Annotated in this window: 17 protein-coding genes and 1 pseudogene; 3 read left to right on the top strand and 15 right to left on the bottom strand. The window is 32.5% G+C overall.

Annotation, left to right across the window (positions count from 1 at the left end; translation table 11 throughout):
- Nucleotides 1-198: 198 nt before the first annotated feature.
- From FEZ13_RS09360 to FEZ13_RS09380, 5 genes are all read right to left on the bottom strand, one after another.
- Nucleotides 199-5,517: a hypothetical protein gene (locus FEZ13_RS09360; protein ID WP_146552396.1), complete on the bottom strand. Its 5,319-nt coding sequence runs from the start codon at nucleotides 5,515-5,517 to the stop codon at nucleotides 199-201.
- Between the two features lie 239 nt (nucleotides 5,518-5,756).
- Nucleotides 5,757-6,122 (bottom strand): PilZ domain-containing protein, encoded by a 366-nt coding sequence (locus tag FEZ13_RS09365; RefSeq protein ID WP_146552397.1) that lies wholly within the window; start codon nucleotides 6,120-6,122, stop codon nucleotides 5,757-5,759.
- Between the two features lie 528 nt (nucleotides 6,123-6,650).
- Entirely contained in the window at nucleotides 6,651-8,360 is a 1,710-nt protein-coding gene (locus FEZ13_RS09370; RefSeq protein WP_146552398.1) for a phospho-sugar mutase, read from the bottom strand.
- Nucleotides 8,361-8,789: 429 nt separating this feature from the next.
- Nucleotides 8,790-9,332 carry a hypothetical protein gene (locus FEZ13_RS09375; RefSeq protein WP_146552399.1) on the bottom strand — a complete coding sequence of 181 codons (543 nt, stop codon included), beginning with the start codon at nucleotides 9,330-9,332 and terminating at the stop codon, nucleotides 8,790-8,792.
- The gene (locus FEZ13_RS09380) at nucleotides 9,325-10,371 is read right to left on the bottom strand and encodes an AAA family ATPase (RefSeq protein WP_146552400.1); all 1,047 of its coding nucleotides are present in this window, start codon (nucleotides 10,369-10,371) and stop codon (nucleotides 9,325-9,327) included. Before FEZ13_RS09380 ends, FEZ13_RS09375 begins: the two co-directional genes overlap by 8 nt.
- A gap of 422 nt (nucleotides 10,372-10,793) precedes the next feature.
- Here FEZ13_RS09380 and FEZ13_RS09385 point away from each other — a divergent pair, with 422 nt between their 5' ends.
- A complete protein-coding gene (locus tag FEZ13_RS09385; RefSeq protein ID WP_146552401.1) occupies nucleotides 10,794-12,140 on the top strand; it encodes a reverse transcriptase domain-containing protein in 1,347 nt (448 codons plus the stop codon).
- A 499-nt stretch (nucleotides 12,141-12,639) separates the two neighbouring features.
- Here FEZ13_RS09385 and FEZ13_RS09390 read toward each other — a convergent pair whose 3' ends face one another.
- Entirely contained in the window at nucleotides 12,640-13,167 is a 528-nt protein-coding gene (locus FEZ13_RS09390) for a hypothetical protein (protein ID WP_146552402.1), read from the bottom strand.
- 224 nt (nucleotides 13,168-13,391) lie between these two features.
- A complete protein-coding gene (locus FEZ13_RS09395; protein ID WP_146552403.1) occupies nucleotides 13,392-14,498 on the bottom strand; it encodes an AAA family ATPase in 1,107 nt (368 codons plus the stop codon).
- Between the two features lie 575 nt (nucleotides 14,499-15,073).
- Between FEZ13_RS09395 and FEZ13_RS09400 the strand changes: the two genes are divergently transcribed.
- Entirely contained in the window at nucleotides 15,074-15,427 is a 354-nt protein-coding gene (locus tag FEZ13_RS09400) for an IS110 family transposase (protein WP_146552404.1), read from the top strand.
- 775 nt (nucleotides 15,428-16,202) lie between these two features.
- Here the strand turns inward: FEZ13_RS09400 and fliT are convergent.
- The 6 genes and pseudogenes from fliT to FEZ13_RS09430 all read right to left on the bottom strand — a co-directional run bounded on the left by fliT (nucleotide 16,203) and on the right by FEZ13_RS09430 (nucleotide 21,066).
- Entirely contained in the window at nucleotides 16,203-16,562 is a 360-nt protein-coding gene (fliT, locus tag FEZ13_RS09405) for a flagellar protein FliT (protein WP_146552405.1), read from the bottom strand.
- Complete coding sequence (fliS, locus tag FEZ13_RS09410; protein WP_146552406.1) at nucleotides 16,562-16,960, bottom strand: flagellar export chaperone FliS; 399 nt, start codon at nucleotides 16,958-16,960, stop codon at nucleotides 16,562-16,564. The genes fliT and fliS overlap by 1 nt, the downstream gene beginning before the upstream one ends.
- A gap of 36 nt (nucleotides 16,961-16,996) precedes the next feature.
- A pseudogene (gene fliD, locus FEZ13_RS09415) lies at nucleotides 16,997-17,752 on the bottom strand (flagellar filament capping protein FliD); the annotation flags it as partial.
- An 18-nt stretch (nucleotides 17,753-17,770) separates the two neighbouring features.
- A complete protein-coding gene (locus FEZ13_RS09420; protein WP_146552408.1) occupies nucleotides 17,771-19,213 on the bottom strand; it encodes a flagellar cap protein FliD N-terminal domain-containing protein in 1,443 nt (480 codons plus the stop codon).
- 15 nt (nucleotides 19,214-19,228) lie between these two features.
- Nucleotides 19,229-19,609: a flagellar protein FlaG gene (locus FEZ13_RS09425; RefSeq protein ID WP_146552409.1), complete on the bottom strand. Its 381-nt coding sequence runs from the start codon at nucleotides 19,607-19,609 to the stop codon at nucleotides 19,229-19,231.
- A 311-nt stretch (nucleotides 19,610-19,920) separates the two neighbouring features.
- The gene (locus tag FEZ13_RS09430; protein ID WP_146552410.1) at nucleotides 19,921-21,066 is read right to left on the bottom strand and encodes a glycosyltransferase family protein; all 1,146 of its coding nucleotides are present in this window, start codon (nucleotides 21,064-21,066) and stop codon (nucleotides 19,921-19,923) included.
- Between the two features lie 120 nt (nucleotides 21,067-21,186).
- On the opposite strand from FEZ13_RS09430, the gene fliB reads away from it, so the two are divergent.
- The gene (fliB, locus tag FEZ13_RS09435) at nucleotides 21,187-22,395 is read left to right on the top strand and encodes a flagellin lysine-N-methylase (protein WP_146552411.1); all 1,209 of its coding nucleotides are present in this window, start codon (nucleotides 21,187-21,189) and stop codon (nucleotides 22,393-22,395) included.
- Between the two features lie 331 nt (nucleotides 22,396-22,726).
- On the opposite strand, the gene FEZ13_RS09440 is transcribed toward fliB, so the two are convergent.
- On the bottom strand, nucleotides 22,727-23,425 hold the full coding sequence (locus FEZ13_RS09440) for an acylneuraminate cytidylyltransferase family protein (protein WP_146552412.1): 699 nt from the start codon (nucleotides 23,423-23,425) through the stop codon (nucleotides 22,727-22,729).
- Nucleotides 23,415-24,467, bottom strand: a complete 1,053-nt coding sequence (locus FEZ13_RS09445) for a nucleotidyltransferase family protein (protein WP_146552413.1) — start codon at nucleotides 24,465-24,467, stop codon at nucleotides 23,415-23,417. The genes FEZ13_RS09440 and FEZ13_RS09445 overlap by 11 nt, the downstream gene beginning before the upstream one ends.
- Between the last annotated feature and the right edge of the window lie 122 nt (nucleotides 24,468-24,589).

A 24,589-nucleotide genomic window follows, 5' to 3' on the forward strand; every position in this document is an offset into this window, starting at 1 on the left:
AATTGTAAAGATAATAAATGGAAATATTTATGATTAAATCAATTTTATAATCATACAAAGTCTAGATGGATTAAATTAATGATGGAGGAGAGATTAATTTTTTTATGTTATTAAAATTTTTCATTCAATAAAAAACTTCCCTCTCAATAGGAGAAAGGGAAGTCAATTTAGTGTGTTTATGGATGTTTGAATGACTTTTTATAATTGATCGATCACATCATAGATTTCACGGAAATATTGGTAGCGTGCTAGTACTGTTCGGTCGATTAATGGCGCTAATTTCGTTTCTGCACCGTCAATAAGTCTTGGTGTATTTAGTTGGTCATATAAGCCTTTTAAATATACCATTTTATTATTGATAGCTGTGTTGCAATCCATTCCTGAAGAATCAGTAGTATTTTCCTTACATGTATTAGCAATAGTTCCATCATCATTTTTTAATTGAGATGTCCATTCATCTACTTTTCCAACACCCTGTTCAAAATTTGATAAATCTTGAATTGCTTTTTTCATTTGGGTAGTTGCTCCATATTTTTTTAAAACTGTTGCATTTTGAACATAAACTCTTTGTTCAGGTGGCATTACATCTAGCGTTTTATTGGCATCGATTACTGCTTTTGCATATCCTGAAGATTTTGGTTTAATCGCCGCAATCTTTTTATCTAATGCTTGTGCTGCTTTGATGTTGTTGGTTTCATTTAAAAGAGCAATTTGTTCATTCGTTAATCCATTAGAAGGTGTAGGGTCTCCAACATTAGCTGGAGAAACCTTATTTAATACAATATTTTTTTGGTCAGCACCCAACTTATTATATAACTGAATAGCATTTAAAATTTTGTTTTCTTCATCATCTTTATAATATCCAGTTCCAGTTTTATTTGAATCGAAATTATCTGCACTATCATTAAGGTTAGCAATGTTAGCTGTCCAGTTCGTTAATTGGTCATCAGTAGGTGGATTTATTCCCTTCAAGGTTGTGACAACATCTACAATCGGTGCGTATTTGTTGTATATTTTCATAACCCCACTATCGACTAATGATTTTGCTTTGGAACTTAAATTATTATATGAAAATGTATCAGTTTGCACAACTTTTTCCACATCTGCATAAGTCAATGGATATTTATTGATCAGTGCATTTTCATCATTTTCATCATTTTTATCTCCAACAATTAACTTTTCAAACTGTTCTGCTTGATTATTCGGTTTGCTGTAAATCGCCAATTTAAGTGCTTCACCAATATTAGAAGTTACATAGTTTTTAGCAGTGTCACTACTACCAAGTCCACTTAGTTTTAGATTCTCCAAAGCTTCAAAGTCTTTTGCCACTTTTTTCAGTTTCGTTACATATTTATCATCTGTCTTGTCGAGTGCTTTGAAGGCTTTGTCGACTTTTTGGGCTGCTTTTATTTCTGTTTCATCATTCAAGAATGGACTGCTCGAAATCATGTAGTTTTGAACGATTGTTTTTGGATCTTTCGTTAATTTTTTATAAATCGTAATAGCTTTTAGCATTTTTTCAATATCTGAAGTAATGTATTTGCCATCTTTATCTGAATCTATTTCTTCTGTTAAATCCTTAATCTCTGCAATCGGTGCATAGACATTGTATTTGGTGAGAACGCCTTGATCAAGTACAGAGAGTTGTGCTTCATTTAACTTATTGTATTGAGCAACAACACCTGTAACATCCGTCAATAGACTTGTACTCGAAAGCAAATTCACTTTGTTTATAAAACTTTCAATCCCACTAATCAGACTAGCTGTATCATAGCTTGTGCTGAACGCTTTAATATCTTTTTCATGCACAGTATATAACTGAACCGGTCTACCGGCTTTATAAAATTTATAGTACAGTGCAATCGCATCTTGAATATATGTTTTGCTTGATGGACTCAAGGCTTCATATTCTTTATCAATTTCTTGTGCTTTTAGGAAGTTGTTAATTTCTCCCATACTCATTGGGATAGATGGGTGAACATCACCTGATTCTGTATTAGGATCATTATTACCACCATATCGATCCTTATAATATGTGTCATTTAGTGACGATGGTGCTTTTTTCAAAATAGCAATTTGTGGTGTATCTAATTGTTTAAAATAATCAATCGCTTTATAAATCAATTTAATATCGTTTGGATTTGTGATTTTAATAGGATTTCCATCTCGTTTGCCAGAATCAGTATACCCCTTTTTAGAAATTTCATAATAGTTACTAGGTTCATCAGATTTAGGATGGCAACGAGTTGTATCACCCTTGTCATTACAATAAAAATCATCTTTTACTTTATCAAATTCTACATTTTCTTCATTAAACAATTTTCCATATAAAACATATATCGTTTTTGCAATATCTTGAATTTGTAAAACCAATGAATATTTACGATACTCCTCCATCACCTCTGGATCAATGAGTGTGGATAATGGAATATTATATTTAGCATTGATCTTATTATATTTTATGTTATCAAAATAATATTTTTCGAGACTTTGGACACTTGCAATCTTTGGTGTAGCACCGTTTTCACTGACATGCGACATCTGTCTTACTTTCGTTTCGAAATCTCGAACGATGGTCAATTGTGGTGCATAGCGTGTGCCAATCTTATCCAGTTCCGCTTTATTGGCTACATATTTTTGAACAACGGCAGGTGCACGATCATACATTTGGTAGTAAACATCTAAAATCTCTATTTCATATTGATCATCTGTCGGTTTCACTTTTTCATAAGCCTTGTCGATAGCTGCTGCCTCTGTAATATATTTTCCATCATATAAGAATGGGAACTTAGAGCGATCCGCATCATCTATAATCATTTTGGGGTCCGTTTTTAAAGCATTATAAGCTATTGTCGATTGTTGTATATATTTCACATCAGTTGGAGTAACAGATGGTGAGCTGACATTTGATTCTTTAATAAGACTCAACAATTTGACAACATTTGAAACAGGTGCATAATCATTGTATTTTTTTAGAACAGCTTTATCGACCAAATTGCTAACTTTAGGGCTCGTGCTGATGTACGTATTATAGTAATCAACTACACTCTCCACATCTGCAATTTTACTTTTTTTGCTTAATGCATTCACTTTCTTTTCAAACTCATCAGCAATATCTTGAGAATCCTTAATAGCTGTTAAGAGGCCGCTTATTCTTCCACCGTTTACAATATATTTTTTCACATCATTTGAAGCGTCGTCATAATCTCCATATACTTTTTTCGCATCTTTCGTATAGGTACTGCTAGATTTTTTCAGTTTTGCATATGCACTATCAATTTTTTGAGCTGCTGTGATATTGGACTGATCTGCAGCTAAAGTTGCGATAGTCGGGTTTCTATTTGTACTATCAACCATTTTAGTTTCAATATCAACGATTGTTTGCTGAGTACTTCCTAATTTTTTGTAAGACTTAATGGCTGATAAAATATTGCTAATATCTTTTGATTTATAGCCGTATGCATCGCCTTCTTTTGCTGGTTCTGCTTTTGTAGGTATTTTGTTTACTAATTTCACCACATCGGGAATTGCAGCAAATTGATTATATGTTTTTAATGTTGCTGAATCTACTAAAGATAATGGCGTTGGCATTTGATTTGATAAACTTTTATATTTTGCTATAACTGCATTAATACCAGAAAGTGTACTATTTTCATTTAACCCTTCGATAGCCTGTTTAAGGGCATTTGCATCGGCTAAGGCTTTACTGTACTCTGAACCGTTCTTTGTGATGTCATTAATATTTGATGCATTCACAACAAATCGCTTTACTTCTGGCGTAGCAGCATTATACGTGTCGTATACTTTCTTTAAATCAGCAAAATAACTTGATTTCGCTTTATTTTTCAGAGCAGATTCATAGCTTTTATCAATAGCTTGTGCGCTTGTAAGATTTTTTCCTTCTGAAAGATAGTCTTTCGCGTTATTGCTATCTGCCGCCAGTTTATTTTGTACGATTGCTTTCTGATTTGCACCAAGTTTATTGTATTGCGGTAACAAATCGGCTAATGAGGCAATGTTAGCGGAAGATAATGCAGATAAACTTAACAAAGGCAAATTAGCATTTTCAAAGCCATCAATTATATCTGGTACTGATACATATTTTTTATAAGTGGCAACCGCATTCTTGTCTGCCAAATCAATAGGTTTTATTTTTATTGAATAGCCTAATGAATCTTTTGTAATACTAGGTTCTTGGTAATCTGACGAAGGCAAGACGTTTTTAATCGTGTTATAAGGATTGGAATCAGTATTAGCTTCCAACTTATCAATAAGATCATTGAAACTTTTTGCATTGTCAATTTCATCCTTATAAGCAGAACCGATATTATTAATTTCCCCACTATGAGGTACAAAATTACTTACCTTGTATTCTGTCCCCGGCTCTATTTCATTACCAGATGCATCTTTAAGCTTATAAACTATAGACTCATTTTCAACATCCTTGTAATCGTTGTATAAAGCCACTAAATCCTGTGGTTTCGCTTTGCTTACTGGTGATAATGCCGCATATTGTTTTTCAATGTCAGCCGCAACTTTTACAATGTCTTCAATAGCTAAATATTCATCTAGAGTTGCCTCTTTACTTGAATCCACCAAATCTCTTAATAATGATTGTTGTGCACCGGATAATTTTTTGTAAGCATTTATAATATTTAAAATAGTTGTGCCATCTGGTTCCACCGACATCAACAATAATTTATTCGTACTGACAACATCCGAATAATAGCTTAGTTTTTTCAAGGTGGTACTTGGAACGGCTGCTTGGATCGCAGCATTTAGACTGTCGAATTGTTTTTGTAGAGATACAGATTTGGTTGTAAAGTTTTTACTATTTAAGGTTGAAACATTTTTATTAAATGTGTCGATTTTTTTCAAGTATGGTTGGATATTTTTCCAATATTTCTTTAGTGTTGCATAGTTTGTGACTTTCTTTTTATCTGTTTTTGATAATTTTTTGTAAGCACTAACAGCTGCCTTGGTTTTGACAATGTAATCGGACTTTTTGGGATTAATCGCTTTGATGCTTGCAATGACTAAGTTTGCTTTTCGATTGGCATAATAGTTGATTTTTTTAACAGTTGTTTTAGGAACAGCTGCTTTCGTCACTCTATTTAAACTACTATATTGCTTTTTAATCGCTGCTATTTTTGTTGCATAATTTTTCGTATTTAAGGCAGCAACCTTTTTGTTCAGATTGTCGATTTTTTTCAAATAGGCTTTCGTTTTACTCCAATGCTTTTTGAGTGTGGAGTAGTTATAAACCATCTTTTTGTCTTTTTTCGATAGCTTATTGTAAGCACTAACAGCTGCTTTTGTTTTGGAAATATAATTCGTTTTTTTCGGATTAATCGCTTTGATTTTGTAAATTACTGACTTGGCTTTTGCACTAATTTTTTTGGATGAAGCCTTTGAAGATGTTTTGGCATGTGCTAGCTCTGGATTCGCTGCCGTTATAAGTGTTGGCACGATCAATATCGAAGCTAGTCCCATTGATATAAAAGGTTTAATACGCACAAGAATCCTCCCTTTTCGATTGTCTGTTTGTATTGAAATAGTTCATTTTTCATCGCTAATAGTGAATTAGCATTATTTCATCTTGTTAAAATGTATATCAATCATCTCTTATAGTTTATATCGTCTATAGAGATGAAATTTTAAGAGATTTGGTAAATTCATGACATATGAATCGCAACTGAACAAAATAAAGCAAAAAAATTCTCACAAAAAGGGGCGTCCTTTCTGTGAGAACATCTTTAATTATTTTCTTTAACCTCTTGGCGACGGCGTAATTTCAACTCTGAAATAATTAGCTCTTCTACCACTTCATTTTCTTCTAAATCGATGCCATACAAATATCCACCATTCTGTGTCAGTTTCCATTTCACAGTTCCTTTCACAGAAATAGGCTTGGCATAAAGCACAAAATCCAATTCGATTTGAAACGTCTGTTTCTCTACAGGTAGATTCATAGGCATCGCGATTTTTGCACCACTTGGGCTCAGATCTACCAAACGACAAAACTCAGATTTTCCTTTCCCTTGCTCTGAAAACACTTTATACTCTACAGTCACATTCCGCTCAAATACATGACGAAAGGATTCTTTTCGCTTATATTTCACTCCTAAGCACCTTCAATCTTCAACAATTTTTAGAGCATGTTAATAGTGAAAATCTAGATGATAAACAATTCTTCTGTTGTATCCCGATAACAGGTAATAAAAGTAAGATCTAATTCAAGACGCAAGAAGATACTGCGCATAGAGGAGGTCTACTTGCCTGTAAAAATCCTATTTGGTTCAACTAATACATATTGGCGGATAAACCACTGATCTGTGAAGTTTCACTTTATATTTCCCCTAGATTTTTTCGAAAAGGATCCTAAAGCTAAATAGGCTTTATCGAATAAGCAAAGTCTCCTTTAGATATTCCAATTTATTGGCGAACCTAAAAATAGGTAAAAACTACTTCTTTAACAACACTCAAATTTATTTTCTATTATACAGAAATATTCAATAGGATAAAAGTACTTTACATATGAAAATCATTATTAATTTCAAAAGAATGACATGTCATAAGTCTTATCTAGACAAAAACATGGAGGAACTCCCCTGCAACTGCCATCAATCCTACGTCTTCCAAATATTATCTTAACGGATTGCTTCAAATGCCTTTTTAAGTACTTCTAATTTCTTTTCTGCAATGGCCGCGGTTTCACCTACAACACCAAAATAATACTTACACTTTGGTTCTGTACCTGATGGGCGAACGGCAATCCAAGAATCATCTTCTAATTTAAATTTCAACACATTTTCAATTGGCAAAGTTAACGTTTCCGTATGTCCATCCGCAAAAATAGCTTTGCTCGTTAAATAATCTTCCACGCAAAGAACACGAACACCAGCAATAATTGACGGAAGATGCTGACGTAAGCTTTCCATAATCGTTGCGATTTGTTGCTGTCCGCTTTGCCCTTCATATACTTTTGCAACAAGTGCTTCTCGATGATAGCCATAGGTTTGATACAAATCTTCTAAAGCCTCTAATAATGTTCGCCCTTCTAATGCAAAATATCCTGCCATTTCTGCGATCAACACAGCCATTTGTACGGCATCTTTATCACGCACATAAGTCTTGACGAGATAGCCATAACTCTCTTCATAGCCAAATAGATAGGAATAATTTTTCTTTTTTTCAAAATGTTCAATTTGTTCCGCTATATATTTAAAGCCTGTTAATGTATTGATTGTATGAATACGATGATGCTTTGCAATTTTAGCTCCCAATTCAGACGTAACAATCGTTTTAACAAGAACGGCATTACAAGGGAGCATATCCTTTTCTTTCTTTGTTTTAATCAAATAATCGGTTACAAGTGCACCTACTTGATTGCCTGTAAGCAATTGATAGCCATTATGATTCCGAACGGCAACACCTAGTCGATCAGAATCAGGATCTGTTGCTAGTAATAGATCCGCGGACGTTTTCTTTCCCAATTCCATCGCTAATCGAAATGTTTCAGGCTCTTCTGGATTTGGATAAACCACCGTTGAAAAATCCCCATCTTGAACCGTTTGCTCTTTCACGACATGAACATTGGTAAATCCTGCATTGGTTAACCCCTGCATAATTGGCACATAACCGACGCCGTGAAGGGGAGTGTAGACGATGGAAAGATCTTTATCGATATTTGTTCTTTCAGAAATGGTTTGCAGATTTTGCTGAAAAGCAGTATCGATTTCTGCCAAAATCTCTGTATAAAGCCCTTTTTGCTGAAGCTCTTCAAGCGATGCTACTTTAATCGCGAAAATATCGTCCATGTCCTCCATTATATGTACAATTTGATCGGCATGCGTAGGAGTCAGCTGTGCCCCATCTTTTCCATATACTTTAAAGCCATTATATTCTTTCGGATTATGGCTGGCCGTAATCATCACACCTGCATATGCATGGAGATGACGAACAGCAAAGGATAACTCCGGCGTTGGTCGCGGCTCAGCAAATACAAAAGTTTTCAGCCCCTGTTCTCCAAGAACTTTCGCCGTTTCCAATGCAAACTCATATGAATAATGACGAGAATCATAAGAAATCACTACCCCTCGGACCTTAGCATCTTCACCATCAAACGCGATACTCTTTGCCAAACCAAAAGCCACACGTCTAATCGTGAAAATGTTCATACGATTGGTACCGACCCCTAGTAACCCTCGCATACCTCCTGTACCAAATGGAACATATTGATAGAAACGATCGTCGATAGCCTGTTGGTCGTTTTCGATCGCTACTAGTTCTTGTTTTAAATAGGATGGAAGATTGGCAGCTTGTGCTTGCCATGATTTGAACAGTGATTCGATTTGCATGATTGAGCTCCTTTGACGATTATATAAATAAGGTCACTAAAGTACGCTAAGTATTCCAGCAACGACTTTTCCTAACAGTTCTCGTCATTTCAATTAGTCTTTCAGTATTGCTTTTTTTATCTTCTCTAGTTATTTCTCAAGTTTTTCTCTGTTATTGCCTACTTCTTTCATTATTATCAACATTATCTTAAATGTTTGCATTCATAGGATCAATCGATAAAGCAAATTCAAATTCCTGTAGTCATGCATTATTTCGTACCAATATGGATTAAATATAAAGACAAATTGTTTTCGACAAGAGATAAAAATAAAGACGATTAATCCATTTTTAGTTTAGTCGTCTTATTTATGGAAATAGATAGACTTAATCCATTCAATCTGCCATTTTATATTGTAACGAAATGAATAAATTATTGATTTAGCAAAAAATCATTGACTATTTGGCAAGTTTTCAATACGCAACCATGAAAATTCTTCTTGCAGCATTTCCATATTAGTCACTAACACTCGAACATTTAGCCAAGCTAATTTTTTCTTTAAATCATCTGTGAAAAATTTATAATCTTTTTTTGAAAATGTAGGTACTTCTAATAATAAAATCACTTTTATCTTACTCTTTGAATCGATTGCTTTTTGATATGGGCTTAAATCTGTTTCTTGTTGGCATCGATTTGCTCCTACAATACAAGCAATGGAATCTCTAACTTTTAATGCTGTTTCTACTATTACACTTTTGGAACTTTGGAGTTTTAATCTATCTTTTGTTTTTGAGTCTTGTAAATAACCTCTAAAATTTTTAACCTCTATCATGATAAATCGATTTACTCTCTCCTCTAAGATGATAAAATCAATCCCTTTTGACTCTTGTAACTTTTTATAGTGCTTATTAAAAAAAGTTGTTTCATCGAATTTGGTCACTGTAACAGATGAATCAAATGAAAAATTCATACGACTTTCATGCACATTAGTCATTAAAAAACAACTCCTGCTCATGAGTGTATAGTCTTTGAAACTCTTCCTCTATCACATTATGTTGCAAGTCTTTTAGTTGATCAGCCGTTTCAATTTTGACCTCATCCTCTTCTAGAAACATTGAAACGAATTGAATATCTAATTTATCATGATTCTCATATTCTGCAAATAATCCTAACTCTTGCATTAAGAAATAGCTGTGTGTAGAGATAAATAATTGAACCCCTAATTTTGCTAGTTGCACGAATAACTTTGTCAAAACTGGAATCATTTTAGGATTGATATTGGACTCTGGCTCATCCCAAAAAAGAATTGTATTTTCTTGAATCGTTCCATTTGCAATCAATTGAACAATCGTTGAAATTTTACGGTACCCTTCAGCTAATAAGCCCATTTCTAATTTTCCAATACCCGTTTGTTTTAAGTAAAATTTATTATTTTCTTGAACAATTTTTCCAGATAGCGCTTTTTCCAATATTTTCAGTAATTCCTTTTGATTCTGCTCAAAAGGTCCTCTTTTCAAAGGTAATAGCAATTGCTTGTTTAAATCATAGTACGTTTCTTCAAACGCTATATGATAAGTTTCATACAAACCTGTGAAGTTTTCTGTAGCAGATATCATTTCTTTCACTGGAATAAAAACCATTGTGGGCCATTTTTCTTGTGGTTTATGTAACTCCAAATTCACCTTTTTAGAACTACTTGTTGCAAACGACAGGGATAAAGAAGATTCTGAATACCATTGTATTTGTACATTTGCGTTATGTCTGCCTGCTTTTCTTTTGACTAATCTTCCTAGCTGATCTGGTCGAAAAACATTGACAAACTTAGTCGCAAGTTCTTCCTCCAACCTTTTACTAGTAGATTCCTCTGTTTTTTGCAGACATGATCCCACGCTATACAAAGCTTTCATTAAATGCGTTTTCCCAACACCATTTTCGCCACTAATCACATTTATACTTTTCGCAAACGATAGATCATTTTCTTGAAAAACCGTAAAGTCTTTTAAATGGATTGATTTTACGATATTATTTGGCATTCTAATTCCCTCCTCACTTCATTAATCAGTAGGATTCCCAATTTACTCTCTTTATTATACAAGAAAAGAAGAAAAATGTGGAAAATCATATGATACATAGATTCAAATGGCATGCATTCTTAAAAGGAAAATGCTAGAATATTCAATGCCTACTATTTTTACGTTAGTAGAATATGGTGTTTGATAATGTCAAGTAAGAAGCTACAAAGTAGAGCGAGAAACTGTGAAACAATCACTAAATCACCTTCCTGGCTGATACTAACATTATACTCAATAACATTGTAACAGACTTGTTGAGTCACTCTGGTGTATGACAGATAAAAAATGGTCAATACTGTGATACTATGACCTAGCGCTGCAGAAGGAATAGTTTTTAGAAACCAGATCTAAGTATTCCTTCCGCTCCAAAAAGAGGTTAGAAGATGTTAGATCCTATAAAATATAAAACAAAACGATACTTACACTTTGATCATAGAGTAAAAATTGAAACCGTTGAAAGCTATGTAACAAATCCAAAAAAAATTATGAAACATAGTTTTTTGCCATTCATCCATTATGTAAATTCTTTTTATAAAAATACAGGGAAGAAAAACCCTGAAATACAAAATCGCCCGATCAAGAAAAAAGACCGCGATATTATGTATGCTGGCCACCTTGATAATTATATTTATAAGTACTACGCTGACAGTTTAAATGATGCGTATAATATATGGACCGAAAATCATAAAATAGATGAATGTTCCACTGCCTATCGGAATCATAAAAATGGAAAATCCAATATTGATTTTGCTGCTGAGATAATTAATACAATCATCAGTTTCGAACAAGCATATATTTTAGTGGGAGATTTTTCACATTTTTTCGATAAAATCGATCATAAAATTTTAAAAAAGAATTTATTAACGGTTCTTAATCAGCCAAAACTGTACAGCGATTGGTTTAACGTATACAAATCGATTACTAAATATGGTTATTATGAAAAAGCATTTTTATCTAATTTATTTGGAACAGATAAAGAAATGAAAAAATCCAAAAGAACAAGTTATTTCGATACACTAATGGAATTCAGAAAATTTCAAAAAGAAAATCCGACTCAGAAAAATGAAAATATATTTGGAATTCCACAAGGTACAGCCATCAGTGCTGTATTTGCTAATGTCTATGCCATTGAATTTGATTTAGCCATAAAAAAAATGGCGGATCGATATTTAGGATTTTATAGAAGATATTCAGATGATTTTATACTAGTGATTCCAAAGAAACAGGGACAGAAAGAAGTTTCTATCAATGATTTTAAAAAATTAGAGATAGAGGTTCGAAATCTCGCTAAAAAAAATAGAATCATCATTCAAGAAGAAAAAACTGGACTGTATTCATATAGTCACTCAACAATCACCAATATTACTTTACAAAAGAGTCACCATTTGGATTACCTTGGGTTTATATTTGATGGAAAAACAGTTAGGATGAGAGGAAAAAGTCCCTACAAATTTTATCGTAAAGCCTATCAATTGATTGACAAAGCGAAAAAAGTAAAAGCAAATCAAAACATGAATTATTTACCTTATAGAAAAAGAATTTACAGCCTGTATACAGACCTTGGGATAAACAAAGGAGAATTTGGCAATTTTATTACTTATGCCAAAAGAGCTCAAGAAAAATTTGATCAAATATCTCCTCATACCGAAAACTTGATGTTACAGCAAATTAAAAATCGAAAAAAGAAAATAGAAGATAAATTAGGAATGCGAATTCACACTAAGATTTAATCCAAAATTTGTATGGTTAGAAGGCATTTCTCCATTAAAATTTGTAAAATTGTTTGAGTGCCTAGCACTGAAATTACTGCCTGTTCGTGTCAAGCTAAGCTCGAGTTTGGTCAAGCTTCCCTGCTCATTTGTTCTTTTATAGGCTGTATTTTTCTCTCAACTTTTATCTTTCACATCAAGCTTCTGTCTGTTCGTGTCAAACTTTAGATGGTTAATAATTCCCTTTTACATTAAAAAATATTTTAAAAAGCTTTCATGAGCAATTGTTTCCCTATACATAAAAAATTTCCACATTGAAAATCTACATATTGACAAAAATCATATTGCCCCCATCTAGTAAAGTATATTTTATCTCTAAAAGAGTATATTTTGTTTCACGTTGGGTATCCTGTACTTCTTGCGGCGTTCATTTTGTTTGGTCCTAAAAAAATTCAAGTGGACACCTAGACAAGTCTAGCGAACTTTTAGTAAAAGGTATGAACAAATCTAATATTTTGTTTTATTTTATCTTCCCATATTCATCGTATAGATGAAGGATGCTAGTATTAATAACCCATATTTCATTGTCATTCGAAAGTTTCTCAAATTGTTTTTGACATAATACACCATGTTCCATTGAAACATCATACTCTGAACTATTCATAATAAATTTAAACTTACTAGCATTGAGATCAAATAAAGAATTGGCAATCGTCTTATCAATAGCTTCTATACTACTGATACAGCTTCTTGAATGAACAAATTTCTTATAATTATTTCTTTTATTTTTGATTACATCAATATGTACTGAATGATATAGATAATCTTTTTCTTCAAATGAAATTATATCCTTATAAGACTCTACCATAGGATAGTTGATGTAGAGTTTTCCTAACTCTGTTGAATTAGAAAAATTATCTAATAGAACTTCTAATTTTCCTTTTGAAAATTGCGGATCTTGTGGATCAAAATCGAATATTAAAATAATATCACTAAAATCCGATCCATCTAGTTTTGCTGTCTCTTCAAATTGGAAATAATCATTCAAAAATAGAGGAAGATCTATATATTCAAATTCTATATTTCCTTCTTGATCACTATAATCTTTTTTAATCGATTATAAAAAGCATACACATTTGTCCGATATGCTACTATTTCTATGTCTTCCATTCCATATAGATTATAAAAATGCTGAAATAACTCTACTTCCTCTTTTTCTCCTTCAACTAATAATAAAACTCTTGATTTAGTACTAATAAGGCCTCTCCCCTTTTATTTAAACTCCCCACTTTGATATAGTTTTTCTAAATTATGTCCCTGTCTCAGTTCTCTCAGTGTTGCATCAGCTATAGTTGTTATTTTATTCGGCATCATTAAGAAATAGCAATCGGGTCTCATAAATTTATTAGTCATTAAATCTGTATTATGTGTCGTCATTATTATTTGGCAATCTATTTTTTCTTTTGTAATATTAAGCATCTGTTCAGCTAATTCATAATGAAAATTAGCATCGAATTCATCGATAAATAAAAATTTAATATCCTTTAAATTTTTTATAAAAATATATAATGCCGTTAATGCTTTTGTACCACTTGAAGCATTGTTGATGAATTCCAATGGGCGTTTAAAATCAAAGTATAATCTTTGTTCGCCTTCAGGTGTAATATCCGTTTTTAAACGACACTCCACTCCACATGAATTTAAAAAAGCTTCAAAATCTTTTACTAATCCCCCTTCAATAATTTCACTAGTAATACTTTTATCAACAATCTTTGGACCTTTAAATTGAACCATATTATCTGTTGGTCTCAAAATTGCCATTGTCTCAATAAAATTGCTCAGATCTTTTAAAATACTCAATTTCTTTAATTTAGAGTTCGTTAATATATATCTTAAAATAGCTATTTCATTATCCCATTGTTCAAAGTTTAAATGTTTCAGTTCAGGATATTTTTTCAAAAGCTCCAAATTTCCTTGCTTAGTTTCAAAATTAAATTCATAAAGTAGCTCATTTTCGATACTCAAACTTTCTGAATAGATTTTTGAACTAGAACTTTTTTCATAAATATATTCGATTTCCTTATGGTCAATCAAAAATACATATTCAAATCTAGCTACCTTCTCTTCACTGTTTGCATTTAAGAATCCGATATCTTCATGATAGCGTCTCTCATTTGGAAGAATGGTATATCTGACATCAATAATTGCCCGACCTAAATTTGTTTTGCCTACCGCATTTTTTCCATACATTATTGATTTATTAATTAATCCATTTCTAATGCATTCCCCATTAAATTTATAATCCCGAGATTTTGAAAAGTCTATCGTTGTAGGCTTATTAAAAATCCGATAGTTAGAAACTGTAAACCTTTTCAACATAAACTCTACACCTCCGTAATTTTTTTACGTTTTTATTATATGATAACAGAATCATCTCTATACATCTAATAATCGAATTCGATTATTTACCAAGTTTCAAACGTTATCAGAACAAAGAAAAATTCTTGCTTGTCAAATGAAAAATGACCCTCTAAAAAACTAGTCAATTAAAAATGGCCTACAGTAACAGAGGGGCACACACCCATTGGCTGTCGAAAATGAGTCATCCCAACATTATACCAAACGGAAAGTGGGAAATAGTTTTGAAAACATTTCGAATAAAAAAGTCATCCTTTTACTTTAAAAACAACTCGCATATATGAAAGAACAAAGTAAAGTGAGGCTTCCATCAGTTTGGGTTTTCTTCATCCACCACTGAAGTAGAGGAACTCCGGTTAAAGGCGGCGCCACGTCCTGTGGCAAGCGCCACTGAAAAACAATAAAATCGCCATTTTTATCGATAAAAATACATCTTTTCTTTCATTTTATGACCTGAAAGAGTTGATCTTTATCCTATTTTTGAAAATGAATGAACTTTTTCAGTGGCTTTCTAATTTGAAAGGATGGGACAACCCGTGAAATTATTTGTTGGTTTAGATATTAGTTCTTTTGATATGAAAGTTTGTATTTTGAGAGATGAAGGTGAAAAGCTTATATTCTTTACTGTCTCTAACAATCTTCTAGATGTCATCCAACTGCGCGATCGTATTCTAGATTGCACCGTGGACAAAATAAGCTTTAAAACTAGTATTGGAATCTACATCCGTTTATCATTTTCATCCATCATATTTTTGCCTAACGATGAATCACTCAAAAGCCTTGATGCTAAGGTTCTTGTCATAAATTCCAAACAGATTACCAACTTTAAAAAAGCTATTCAGATATTGTGTATGGCAAAATTAAAGTGCAGAGTTTGGCAATGCGTTTGATTGCAAATTGCAACCCAAAAATACATAGACAGTTAAACCTAGATTGGGCGTGGAGTGATGCGTATTGTAGCCTGTCTTCAGCAAAGCCCGTTTATTGAAATAATCGGCTTCCTGTCTCTAAGACTATGCGCCCAAGGACTCTATGTCAAATCATTTTAGTCCTATGTATATGCCATTGCAAAACGCTGCACAAAACATCTGCACGCTGTACTATTTTTTGCAAAATACCCTTCTGCCATCTCCTCTATAGATTACCAGTTTTTAATCTACATTAAATGTTTTCTGCATTTACGCTGATGTTACCACTTTATTTTCCAAGCCTTAAGATTATTCAGTCTTTCATTTTCTAAGAAAATTAACTATGACCTCTTCTGACTTCTTACAATTTTCCTACCTTTCACTAGATGAACTGCTAATGAAACGGTCCCCATAAGGTTTTCCACTGATTAAGAATCATGCCCTTCTCTCCTACAACTGCTAGATTTATTGTTTGAAATTCAGATGGTATTGGACTTTATCTCGTTTAGCAAATTTATCCGTTCCACTGTAACTTTTATCTAATTCCCATTCGTTAGTCCAAGGATCTACATCCAGTTTTCTTCAGCTATCACGTCACCATGGATACTCTTACTACTATTCGCTAAAAAGTTCCTACTGTTTAACTTATCATAAGCATCCAACACCAAATTATCAACAATGCCAAGTGTACACAAAAAAGATTCTCACGAAAATAGTACTTCGTGAGAACCTTCTAATCTCTTACTGCAAATAGCCGCTATTTTCTTCCATCAAAATAAGTACCATCCATCACTCGAACGCTAGCATATGGATCGACATATCGGCGTTCAGAGGTTTTGGATTTTTGGAGATTTTTCATATCTTGAGCAATTTCAGCTTTTGCCTTTTTTAAACGCTCGATAATACCTTTATCAAGCTCTCTTAATTGTTTCTCAAATGGATGACCGATGATTGGATTGGCATCGAGCTTTTTCAACTCATCAATGATGATGCCACGCTTGTCCAAGTAGTCATCAATTTTTTGGATATAAGCATCTCGTTCTTTATCTGCTGGAAGCTGTGTTAAATGCTTGTAAAGTTGAGCTGAAACTTGTAACAATTCTTGGATTTGGTCCATTATAACTGATCTCCAGCAAATTGTTTTTGACGATTGATTTTGATGACTTCTTTCCAAGTATCACGGAATTCTGTAACCAGACCTTCTACTTCATCTAAAATAGCCGCATCATTTTGGATATTCGCTTCTGTTAAACGACGATGCATGTATTCGTATAGATTAAACATTTCTTTTGAAATCGATATATCCATATTCAAGGTCGCCATCAATTCTGAAATAATAGCCTGTGCTTTTTGAATATTCCTATTGCGGTTTTCAATATCTTTGGCTTCGATCGCTTTTTTTCCTTGATGGATAAATTTGATGCAGCCATTGTAAAGCATTAATGTCAGTTCACCCGGGGACGCGGTTGTAACACTGTTTTGTTTATATGCATTGTATGCATTTTGTACTGACAAATCGAACAACTCCTTTAACTAATGCGAATACCTTACTTAATATGAGCCTGATGAGAAGATAGAAGATTGGCTATTGGCTTTTTGGATTGCTTGTTCCATTGCGGAGAACTGATTCCAATAACGTTCTTCAATGTCTTTTAGGCGATCTTTCCAGTTGTCAATTTTCGTATCTAAATCAGAAATCGTTCTACCTAATGAATAGGAACTATCAGATGTTGATGATGCCTTACCAGCAGTTTGTTCAATATTTGCAACGGCTGTTTTAGCTGAATCGCGCAAACTAGCGATAATCCCATTCTCACCAGTAGCTGAATTTCCATTAAAGATTCGCTTAAGAACATCAGGATCTTCTTCAATAGCTTTACGCAATTTTTCTTCATCAATTTCTAATTTACCGTTATCTGACCATTCTTTAGTGGTTGTAATACCTAGTTTATATAAAGTATCCCCTGATTCACTGCCATATTGAGATAATGTTGATCGCATTGAATATAATGCTGTTTCAATATTATCATCACTTTTTAGAAGACCTGCTTTTGCTTTAGCTTCCCATTTTGATATTTGATCTTCTGTCATTTCAGCTTTTTGTGCGTCAGTTAATGGTGCATAATCCAAGTTTTTCTTTTCAGTAACACGTGTATTCAAATCTTTAATTAAGCCATTATACGTTTCTACAAACGCCTTTACTTTTTCAACAGCTTTATCAACATCATTAGAAGACGTAACTTTAACAGGATCTTGCGTAGCATCTAAATTTTTTGTTGCTGTAATCGTATAACCTGCAATATCAAAGTCATTAGAATTTTGTTCCTATTGAACGCCATTAACTGTTATCGAAGCATTAGAACCACCATTAGCTAATGTTAATTCTTTTTCAGTATTTCCATCTGCAGTCATAGTTTGATTTGTCAATTTAGAGAAAAGTTCTAATGCTCCTGATGTATTTTCAACATCATTACCACTTTCATCTTTGACTGTAGATAAAATACTTACTTCTGCTAAATCATCACTACCTGTTCTCACTCCAGTATTGTTGGCTGAGATATTTAACTGTCCATTATTGAATATAGCAGTAACTCCTGCACCTGAGCTATTGATCTTACTCATGAGAGAACTAATAGTATCCGTTCCCTTATACGTAATTGTGGTGTCTTTTGTAGAGCCATCCGCTTGTACTGCACGTAATGTAAACATACCATCTTGTGCAGCCCCACCTAATACTTCTTGAATCGTACTAGAATTTTGCAGTGTAGAATCAGCAGAGGTAGTAACAAAAGATGTGCCTGTAGAATTGGCTAATGGACTTTGGAATGTAGCAGATGAAATAGTAGATTCCACAGAAAGAGAGGCTTTTCCATCTTCGGATTCAATCGAAATTCTTCCGTCAGAGATATAAGCTTTATATCCTTGTTTTTGCACTTCCATCAACAAATCGCTTACTGTCGCATCAGGGTCTTCAGAAACAATACTATTCAAATCAATAGTTTCTCCACCATTAATTTGAAGTGTACCTGAAGTCAATCCAATGTCACTCAACTTTGTATCAATTGCAGCTGTTTGTGTTTCACCATCTTTGTCAAATGTTAACTTACCAGATGTTTGTGTAGCTACATTAAATGTAAAACCTAGTTTTTCAAGACTAGTACGTGTGTCATCATCGAATTGTACAGCATCTTTACCAGCTGAAATTGTAAATTGTCCATTAGATATCCCCGCTGAATAACCATTTGCCTTTAATTGATCGATGACACCCTGTGCGGTTGTTGCATCTGTCCCAAAAATTTTCAAACTTGAAACGCCCAATTGACCAATATCACTCAAATTTGTATCTGCTGTAATTCTTTTATTCGTAACAGATGCAGAATCATAATTTTGACTAGCTACCTGAGCTACTGTTACTTGACTAATTGTTAAATTTCCACTTGCGGCTGTCCCTGCCTTCACTGTAACTGAATCATTTAATGATGTTGTAGCAGTCTTAGTATTCCATTTATCACTTGTCCCATAGTTATCCCAAAGTCCATCCCTAAACGCAGAAAGTGAAGTATTTACTTCACGATAGGCATCCCGTGTCCATTCATACTTTTGCTTTTGTTGCTGAAGTTTTTCCATTTGCGCACTTTCAGCTTTCATCAACTTTTCCATGATAGAGTCAATATCCATACCAGATACGAGACCACCAATTTTATTTTTATATTGCAAATATGAATAAGCCAACTGTGTACTACTACTTGTACTATTAACTGAAGTCATATAAATTCCTCCTAACTAGATTTGTTTGTCAAACATTTTCCCAATTAATTTTTGCATTTCATAATAAGCATCAAGTAATTCTTTTGGTGGAATTTCTTTGATAACTTTATCTGTCTTGGCATCCACGATTTCTACATAATATTTTTCTAGTCCATCATGAAAAACAAATTTTGAGTTTTTTTGTGAGTATTCCATAAACTCATTTAACTTATTGACAGCTGTTTGATAGGCTTGTTTGGTCGGTTGTCCATTTTCATCCGTCATTTCTGAAAAAATCCCTAATTTTTCTTGCGACGAAATGGCCTCTGCCTCTGCTAAATTTTTTGTATATATTTGTCGTTTAGCAGTTTCAACATTTTTGGTAGAATCAGTGTTGCTTATTGAAGAAATACTCATCATAATCCTCCTCCTCTTACACCTATATCTATATCTCATTAGTATTATCGGAATCATTGTTATCTTTTTAACTACTGTGAGGAAAGTGGGAAAATATTTATCTAGATGGAAAACTTTCAATTGTTAGGAACTGAAACTAATCATCTTTCATTTGTATTATGATCTGTTTTTGAATAACTATTCCGTATGCCAAAGCTCTCAAGTTCTCGCTGATATTTGTTTATACATCCTGAAATCAACTAACTTTCTCCTGAAATGTTAATAAACTATTATAGTAGAAAGTGCTGTGTGTTACTATACATATCATTTAATTACGGTTTTATATTAAATCGATCATTGTAAATATTTATTAAATGTTGAACTCTTTCATTATATGTATGTTTTCCTATTATAGCCATTCTACCGTTTTGAGAAATTTCTTCTCGTATATCATCATTATTCAATACATTTTTGATTTTCTCTACAATATTTTGTTTGTCAAAATCATAGAAAATGATTTCTTTGTTTTCAATAAAAAGTTCTTCTAAAAAAGGCGTTCTATTAGTAACAGTTACTGATCCATTTGCCATACCACTATACACTCTCTCATGTGATCCATCATATAAAAGTCCTTGAATATTTAAAGTGATTTTTGACATTTTCATTAAGTCTTGTGCTTGAATATAATTTACAGCGGGATAAAAATTAATATTCGGATGATTAAATAATTCTGAATTTTCCCATTTATTTCCGAATATATTAAGCTTTATTCCACTATTAGCTACATTTTTTAATGTTTCTATTCTTCTATGAGCGTTTATTATTCTCCCTATATATCTTGCTAAAGTCATTAAATATTCATTTTCTTCTAATTGTAAATTCACATCAGATTGTCGCATAATTTCTTTGAATAAATCAAAATAATACATTTTGTCATCATTTATACATTGTTGAAATATATATTCTACAATTTTATTAAATACTGGAATATCTAATTTTTTAATATCATTTATATACTTTTGTTTATCTGGATATGATCCTAAAAATAATACATCTAGTTCTTTTTCAAAAATAATGGGTGAAATTTCAAACGCTGCGTGCGGCATAAAATATGTATCGCAAGGAATATCTAAAAAACGGATAAAATCAAAATCCTTTTTATCCATCACCGTTAAAATGTCATTACTCTCCAAACATTTTATACGATCCACATGATCAATAGGATGATCTGCAAGCCAAAGGCAATATGGAATACGCCTCAAATAATTATTTTTTTTTATTTCTCTCACATACCATCCATTTAAACCTATTATAAGATCGACATTCTCTAATATTTTAGGAGAGAAATTTTCCAAGTTATAATCAAACATTCTTATATATTCTACGTTATTCTTTATTAAAGATTTTTCAATTTCTAACAACCAGGTAGTCATCACATCATATTGTGACTTACCACTTAGTAATATAACTTTTTTCATAAAGATTTCCTTTCACTATTGTATTAAGTTCTTTCATAATACTTTTTTTAAATTAATTTATCAAGAAAACATGAGAAAAGCCGATAATAACCTATATTGTATTAACTAAGGAGTAAAACTATGACAAGAAAACCATCACACCGTTTAATCCCTACGTATTTTGTTGAATTTAAATGTATTGGTGGCAAGTGTGAAGATACTTGCTGTGCTGGTTGGCAAATTGATATAGATAAGAAAACATTCAAAAAATATAAGAATGAAACTAATCCGAATATAAAAGATACATTACATCAAAATATCAAACGTAACCGCTCGAATACTGTAAATGATTTTAATTATGGTCAATTTAAATTGGATGAAAACAATTGTTGTACAATGTTAACGAATGATGGACTTTGTAATATTCAAAAGGTTTTAGGTGAGCAATCACTTTGCCGTACTTGTACCATTTATCCTCGTGAAATTAGTGAAGTAAATGGCATTATTGAGAAATCGCTTCTGTTATCCTGCCCTGAAGCTGCTAGAATTGTTTTGAATCGTCCTGAAGGCATTGACTTTATAGAAGATGAAGGAACTGAATTAATCTCTCCCACATTGATTTACCATCAAACCGAAGAAGAAAACACTATATTTTGGAAAATAAGAATCTTTATGATTGATACACTTCAAAATCGGCAACATTCGTTAGAAACTAGGCTTTTAATTCTCTCTATGTTTTTACAAAAGTATATTAATTTAGAGAAAAAAACTTACACTCAAGTGGACGATTTAATCAAGCATTATATAAATTTTTTAAATAATTCCAATTTAGGTGAAGCTTTTGCAAATATGCCTAAGAATTTTACAAATCAAATAACACTCGTTTCATCTGTACTTAATACTTCTTTAACTGCAGAGTATAATCAGTTTACAAAAATTATAAAAGAATCATTACATCTTAATAATGATGATTCCTATGAAACAGCTGAAAATACTGTTAAGCATGCATTTGACACTTACTACATGCCGTTTATCGAGAAATATGAATTTATATTAGAGAATTTTTTAGTAAATGCCGTTTATACTCACTTAAAAACTTGTGAAAATCGACATTTATTAGATAACTTCACTACTATTTGTGTGGACTTTTCCATCTTAAGATTTTTAATTATCGGCTTTGCAAAGGCAAACCATCGAATAACAATAGAAGATGCCATATACTGTATACAGAAATATACTAAATCATTATCCCACAACGCTAGTTATAAAAAAGAAATAGCAAATATATTGCAAAAAGACTCATCATCTGTTCTTTCACAGATTACAATGATTATCTTTATTGGAAATTAAGCATGGCTGGTTACGCCAACTATAGCTAAAATACGAGGTTTAGTTAAGTGGTTAAACTTATAATTGTTAATAGCTTAAGTAACATCTAGCGACTGGAGAGGTGGCGACTCCCTTTGGCATGACTAGCACTATCAATCGAAATAATACATTATTTACTCAGGTGTGTTGATTACCCAATTTAATCCATAAAAATAGGGAAATTCGTTGATTGTAGCGAAGATCTATATAAAGTGAAACTTCCATCAGTGAGATTTCTTTACTTCCACGAATGGTTAGTTGAATCAATCGGGCTTTTATGAGTAATTTAGACACCATTTCTGTATTGCCTAAATTACTCATGAGAAAATCTTTTTTCTAATAAGTATTCACAAATTTGAAAATCATCTATTGTATCAATATCATAGGATCTATTCACAGGCATCACATAGGCAACAGTTTCATCTGTTACAAAATTTTTCGTTTGTTTAATCCATTCAATATTCGCAATATACAATGCACCATTTAATGCATAAGCCTTTGGAAGATCTTGTCTTCTAGATATTGAAGCATTTTCTTTCAACAAAGGGATTAAATTGTTGGAAGTACCTAACTGGTACATCCAATACGGAGATTTAGAAGGCTCACACACACTTACACAAGCATTGACATTTTGATTAATAAAATAAGAAATAAAATCATCAATATCTTCTGAAGTACGCAATGGCGATGTAGGTTGTAGCAATATAATGTAATCATATCCTGGACATTGTTCAATTGCATGTAAAATTGCATCTATCCCAGGAGTATTATCTTGCGCTAATTTCACTGGTCTTTTAAAAGGAACTTCACAACCATATTCTTTAGCAACATTAATAATTTCATCATCTTCAGAAGATAAAATTAATTTGGAAATATATTTTGACTTTTTTGCTTCTTCTATTGTCCATACGATTAAAGGCTTTCCAGCTAACAGTTTTATATTTTTTCGCGGCACTCCCTTTGATCCACCACGTGCTGGTATAATCGCTAAAATTTTTGGGCTATTCATCATTATTCACACTCTCATAATCATTATTTGCTTTTTCATAATCTGCTAATCGTCCAATATCCATCCAATACTCTCTAATAGGGAAAACAGTTGCAGTTTTTTGAGCTTCAATAATAGTATTAAATAATTCTGGCATATCATAAAAAGAATTATGTGGAATCAATTCTAAAACCTCTGGATTTAACACGTAGATTCCTGCATTAACATATTCTTCTTTCATTGGTTTTTCTAAAATCGAAACTAATTTATGCTCATCTGTTTCAATAACACCAAAAGGAATTTGATACTCATACTTTCTTACACACATTGTTCCAGCAGAATTATGTTCTAAATGAAAATTTAATAATTGGTCGAAATTAATTTGTGTTAATAAGTCACCATTCATTACAAAAAAAGGATCCTTCGGTTTTTCTGTTAATAAAGAAAGAGCCCCTGCCGTACCCATCCTTTCTTTTTCCTCAACATACTCAATATGTACACCAAAAGCTGATCCATCTTGAAAATAATCTTGAATGATTTCTTTTTTATAATTTACACAAAAAACAAAATTTACAAACCCGTAGTTTTTAAAGCCTTCAACAATTGTTTCTAAAATCGGTTTATTTCCTACTTTCAACATTGGTTTTGGGATGTGTTCCGTTAATGGTCGAAGGCGTGTTCCTAATCCTCCTACCATGAGTACCACCTTATTTGGTTTAACATTTATATCATTTAGATAATCTGAAAAAATGATATCAATAATTTCATGCTGATTATTTACAATAGGCAATTGCTTTAGTTTATGCAATTTCATAAAGGACTGGTAAACGATAGACGTATTTTCCTCTAAAAAAATGGGTTTAGAATTCATAATCTCCACAATAGATTTTTCTAAAGAAATTCCTTTTAAAATTCCTCGACGAATATCGCCATCTGTCACTGTTCCTATTAACTGTTGTTTTAAATTAACAACAGCTACAAATTGAAGGGCACTTTTATCAATGACTTTCATTGTTTCAATAATTGACATCTTTTCATTTACAATAATTTGATTAAATTTTTTCAACCTTACACTTCCTTAGCGGGTACCCCCATTACTTTAAAATTACACTCTTTATATTTACGACAATTGCACCTGCTACTACCATTAAGTTAGCCTCTATATAAACTTTTGAATTACTTTAACCT

The organism is Rummeliibacillus sp. SL167 (genome assembly GCF_007896505.1).
GTDB classification, from domain to species: domain Bacteria; phylum Bacillota; class Bacilli; order Bacillales_A; family Planococcaceae; genus Rummeliibacillus; species Rummeliibacillus suwonensis.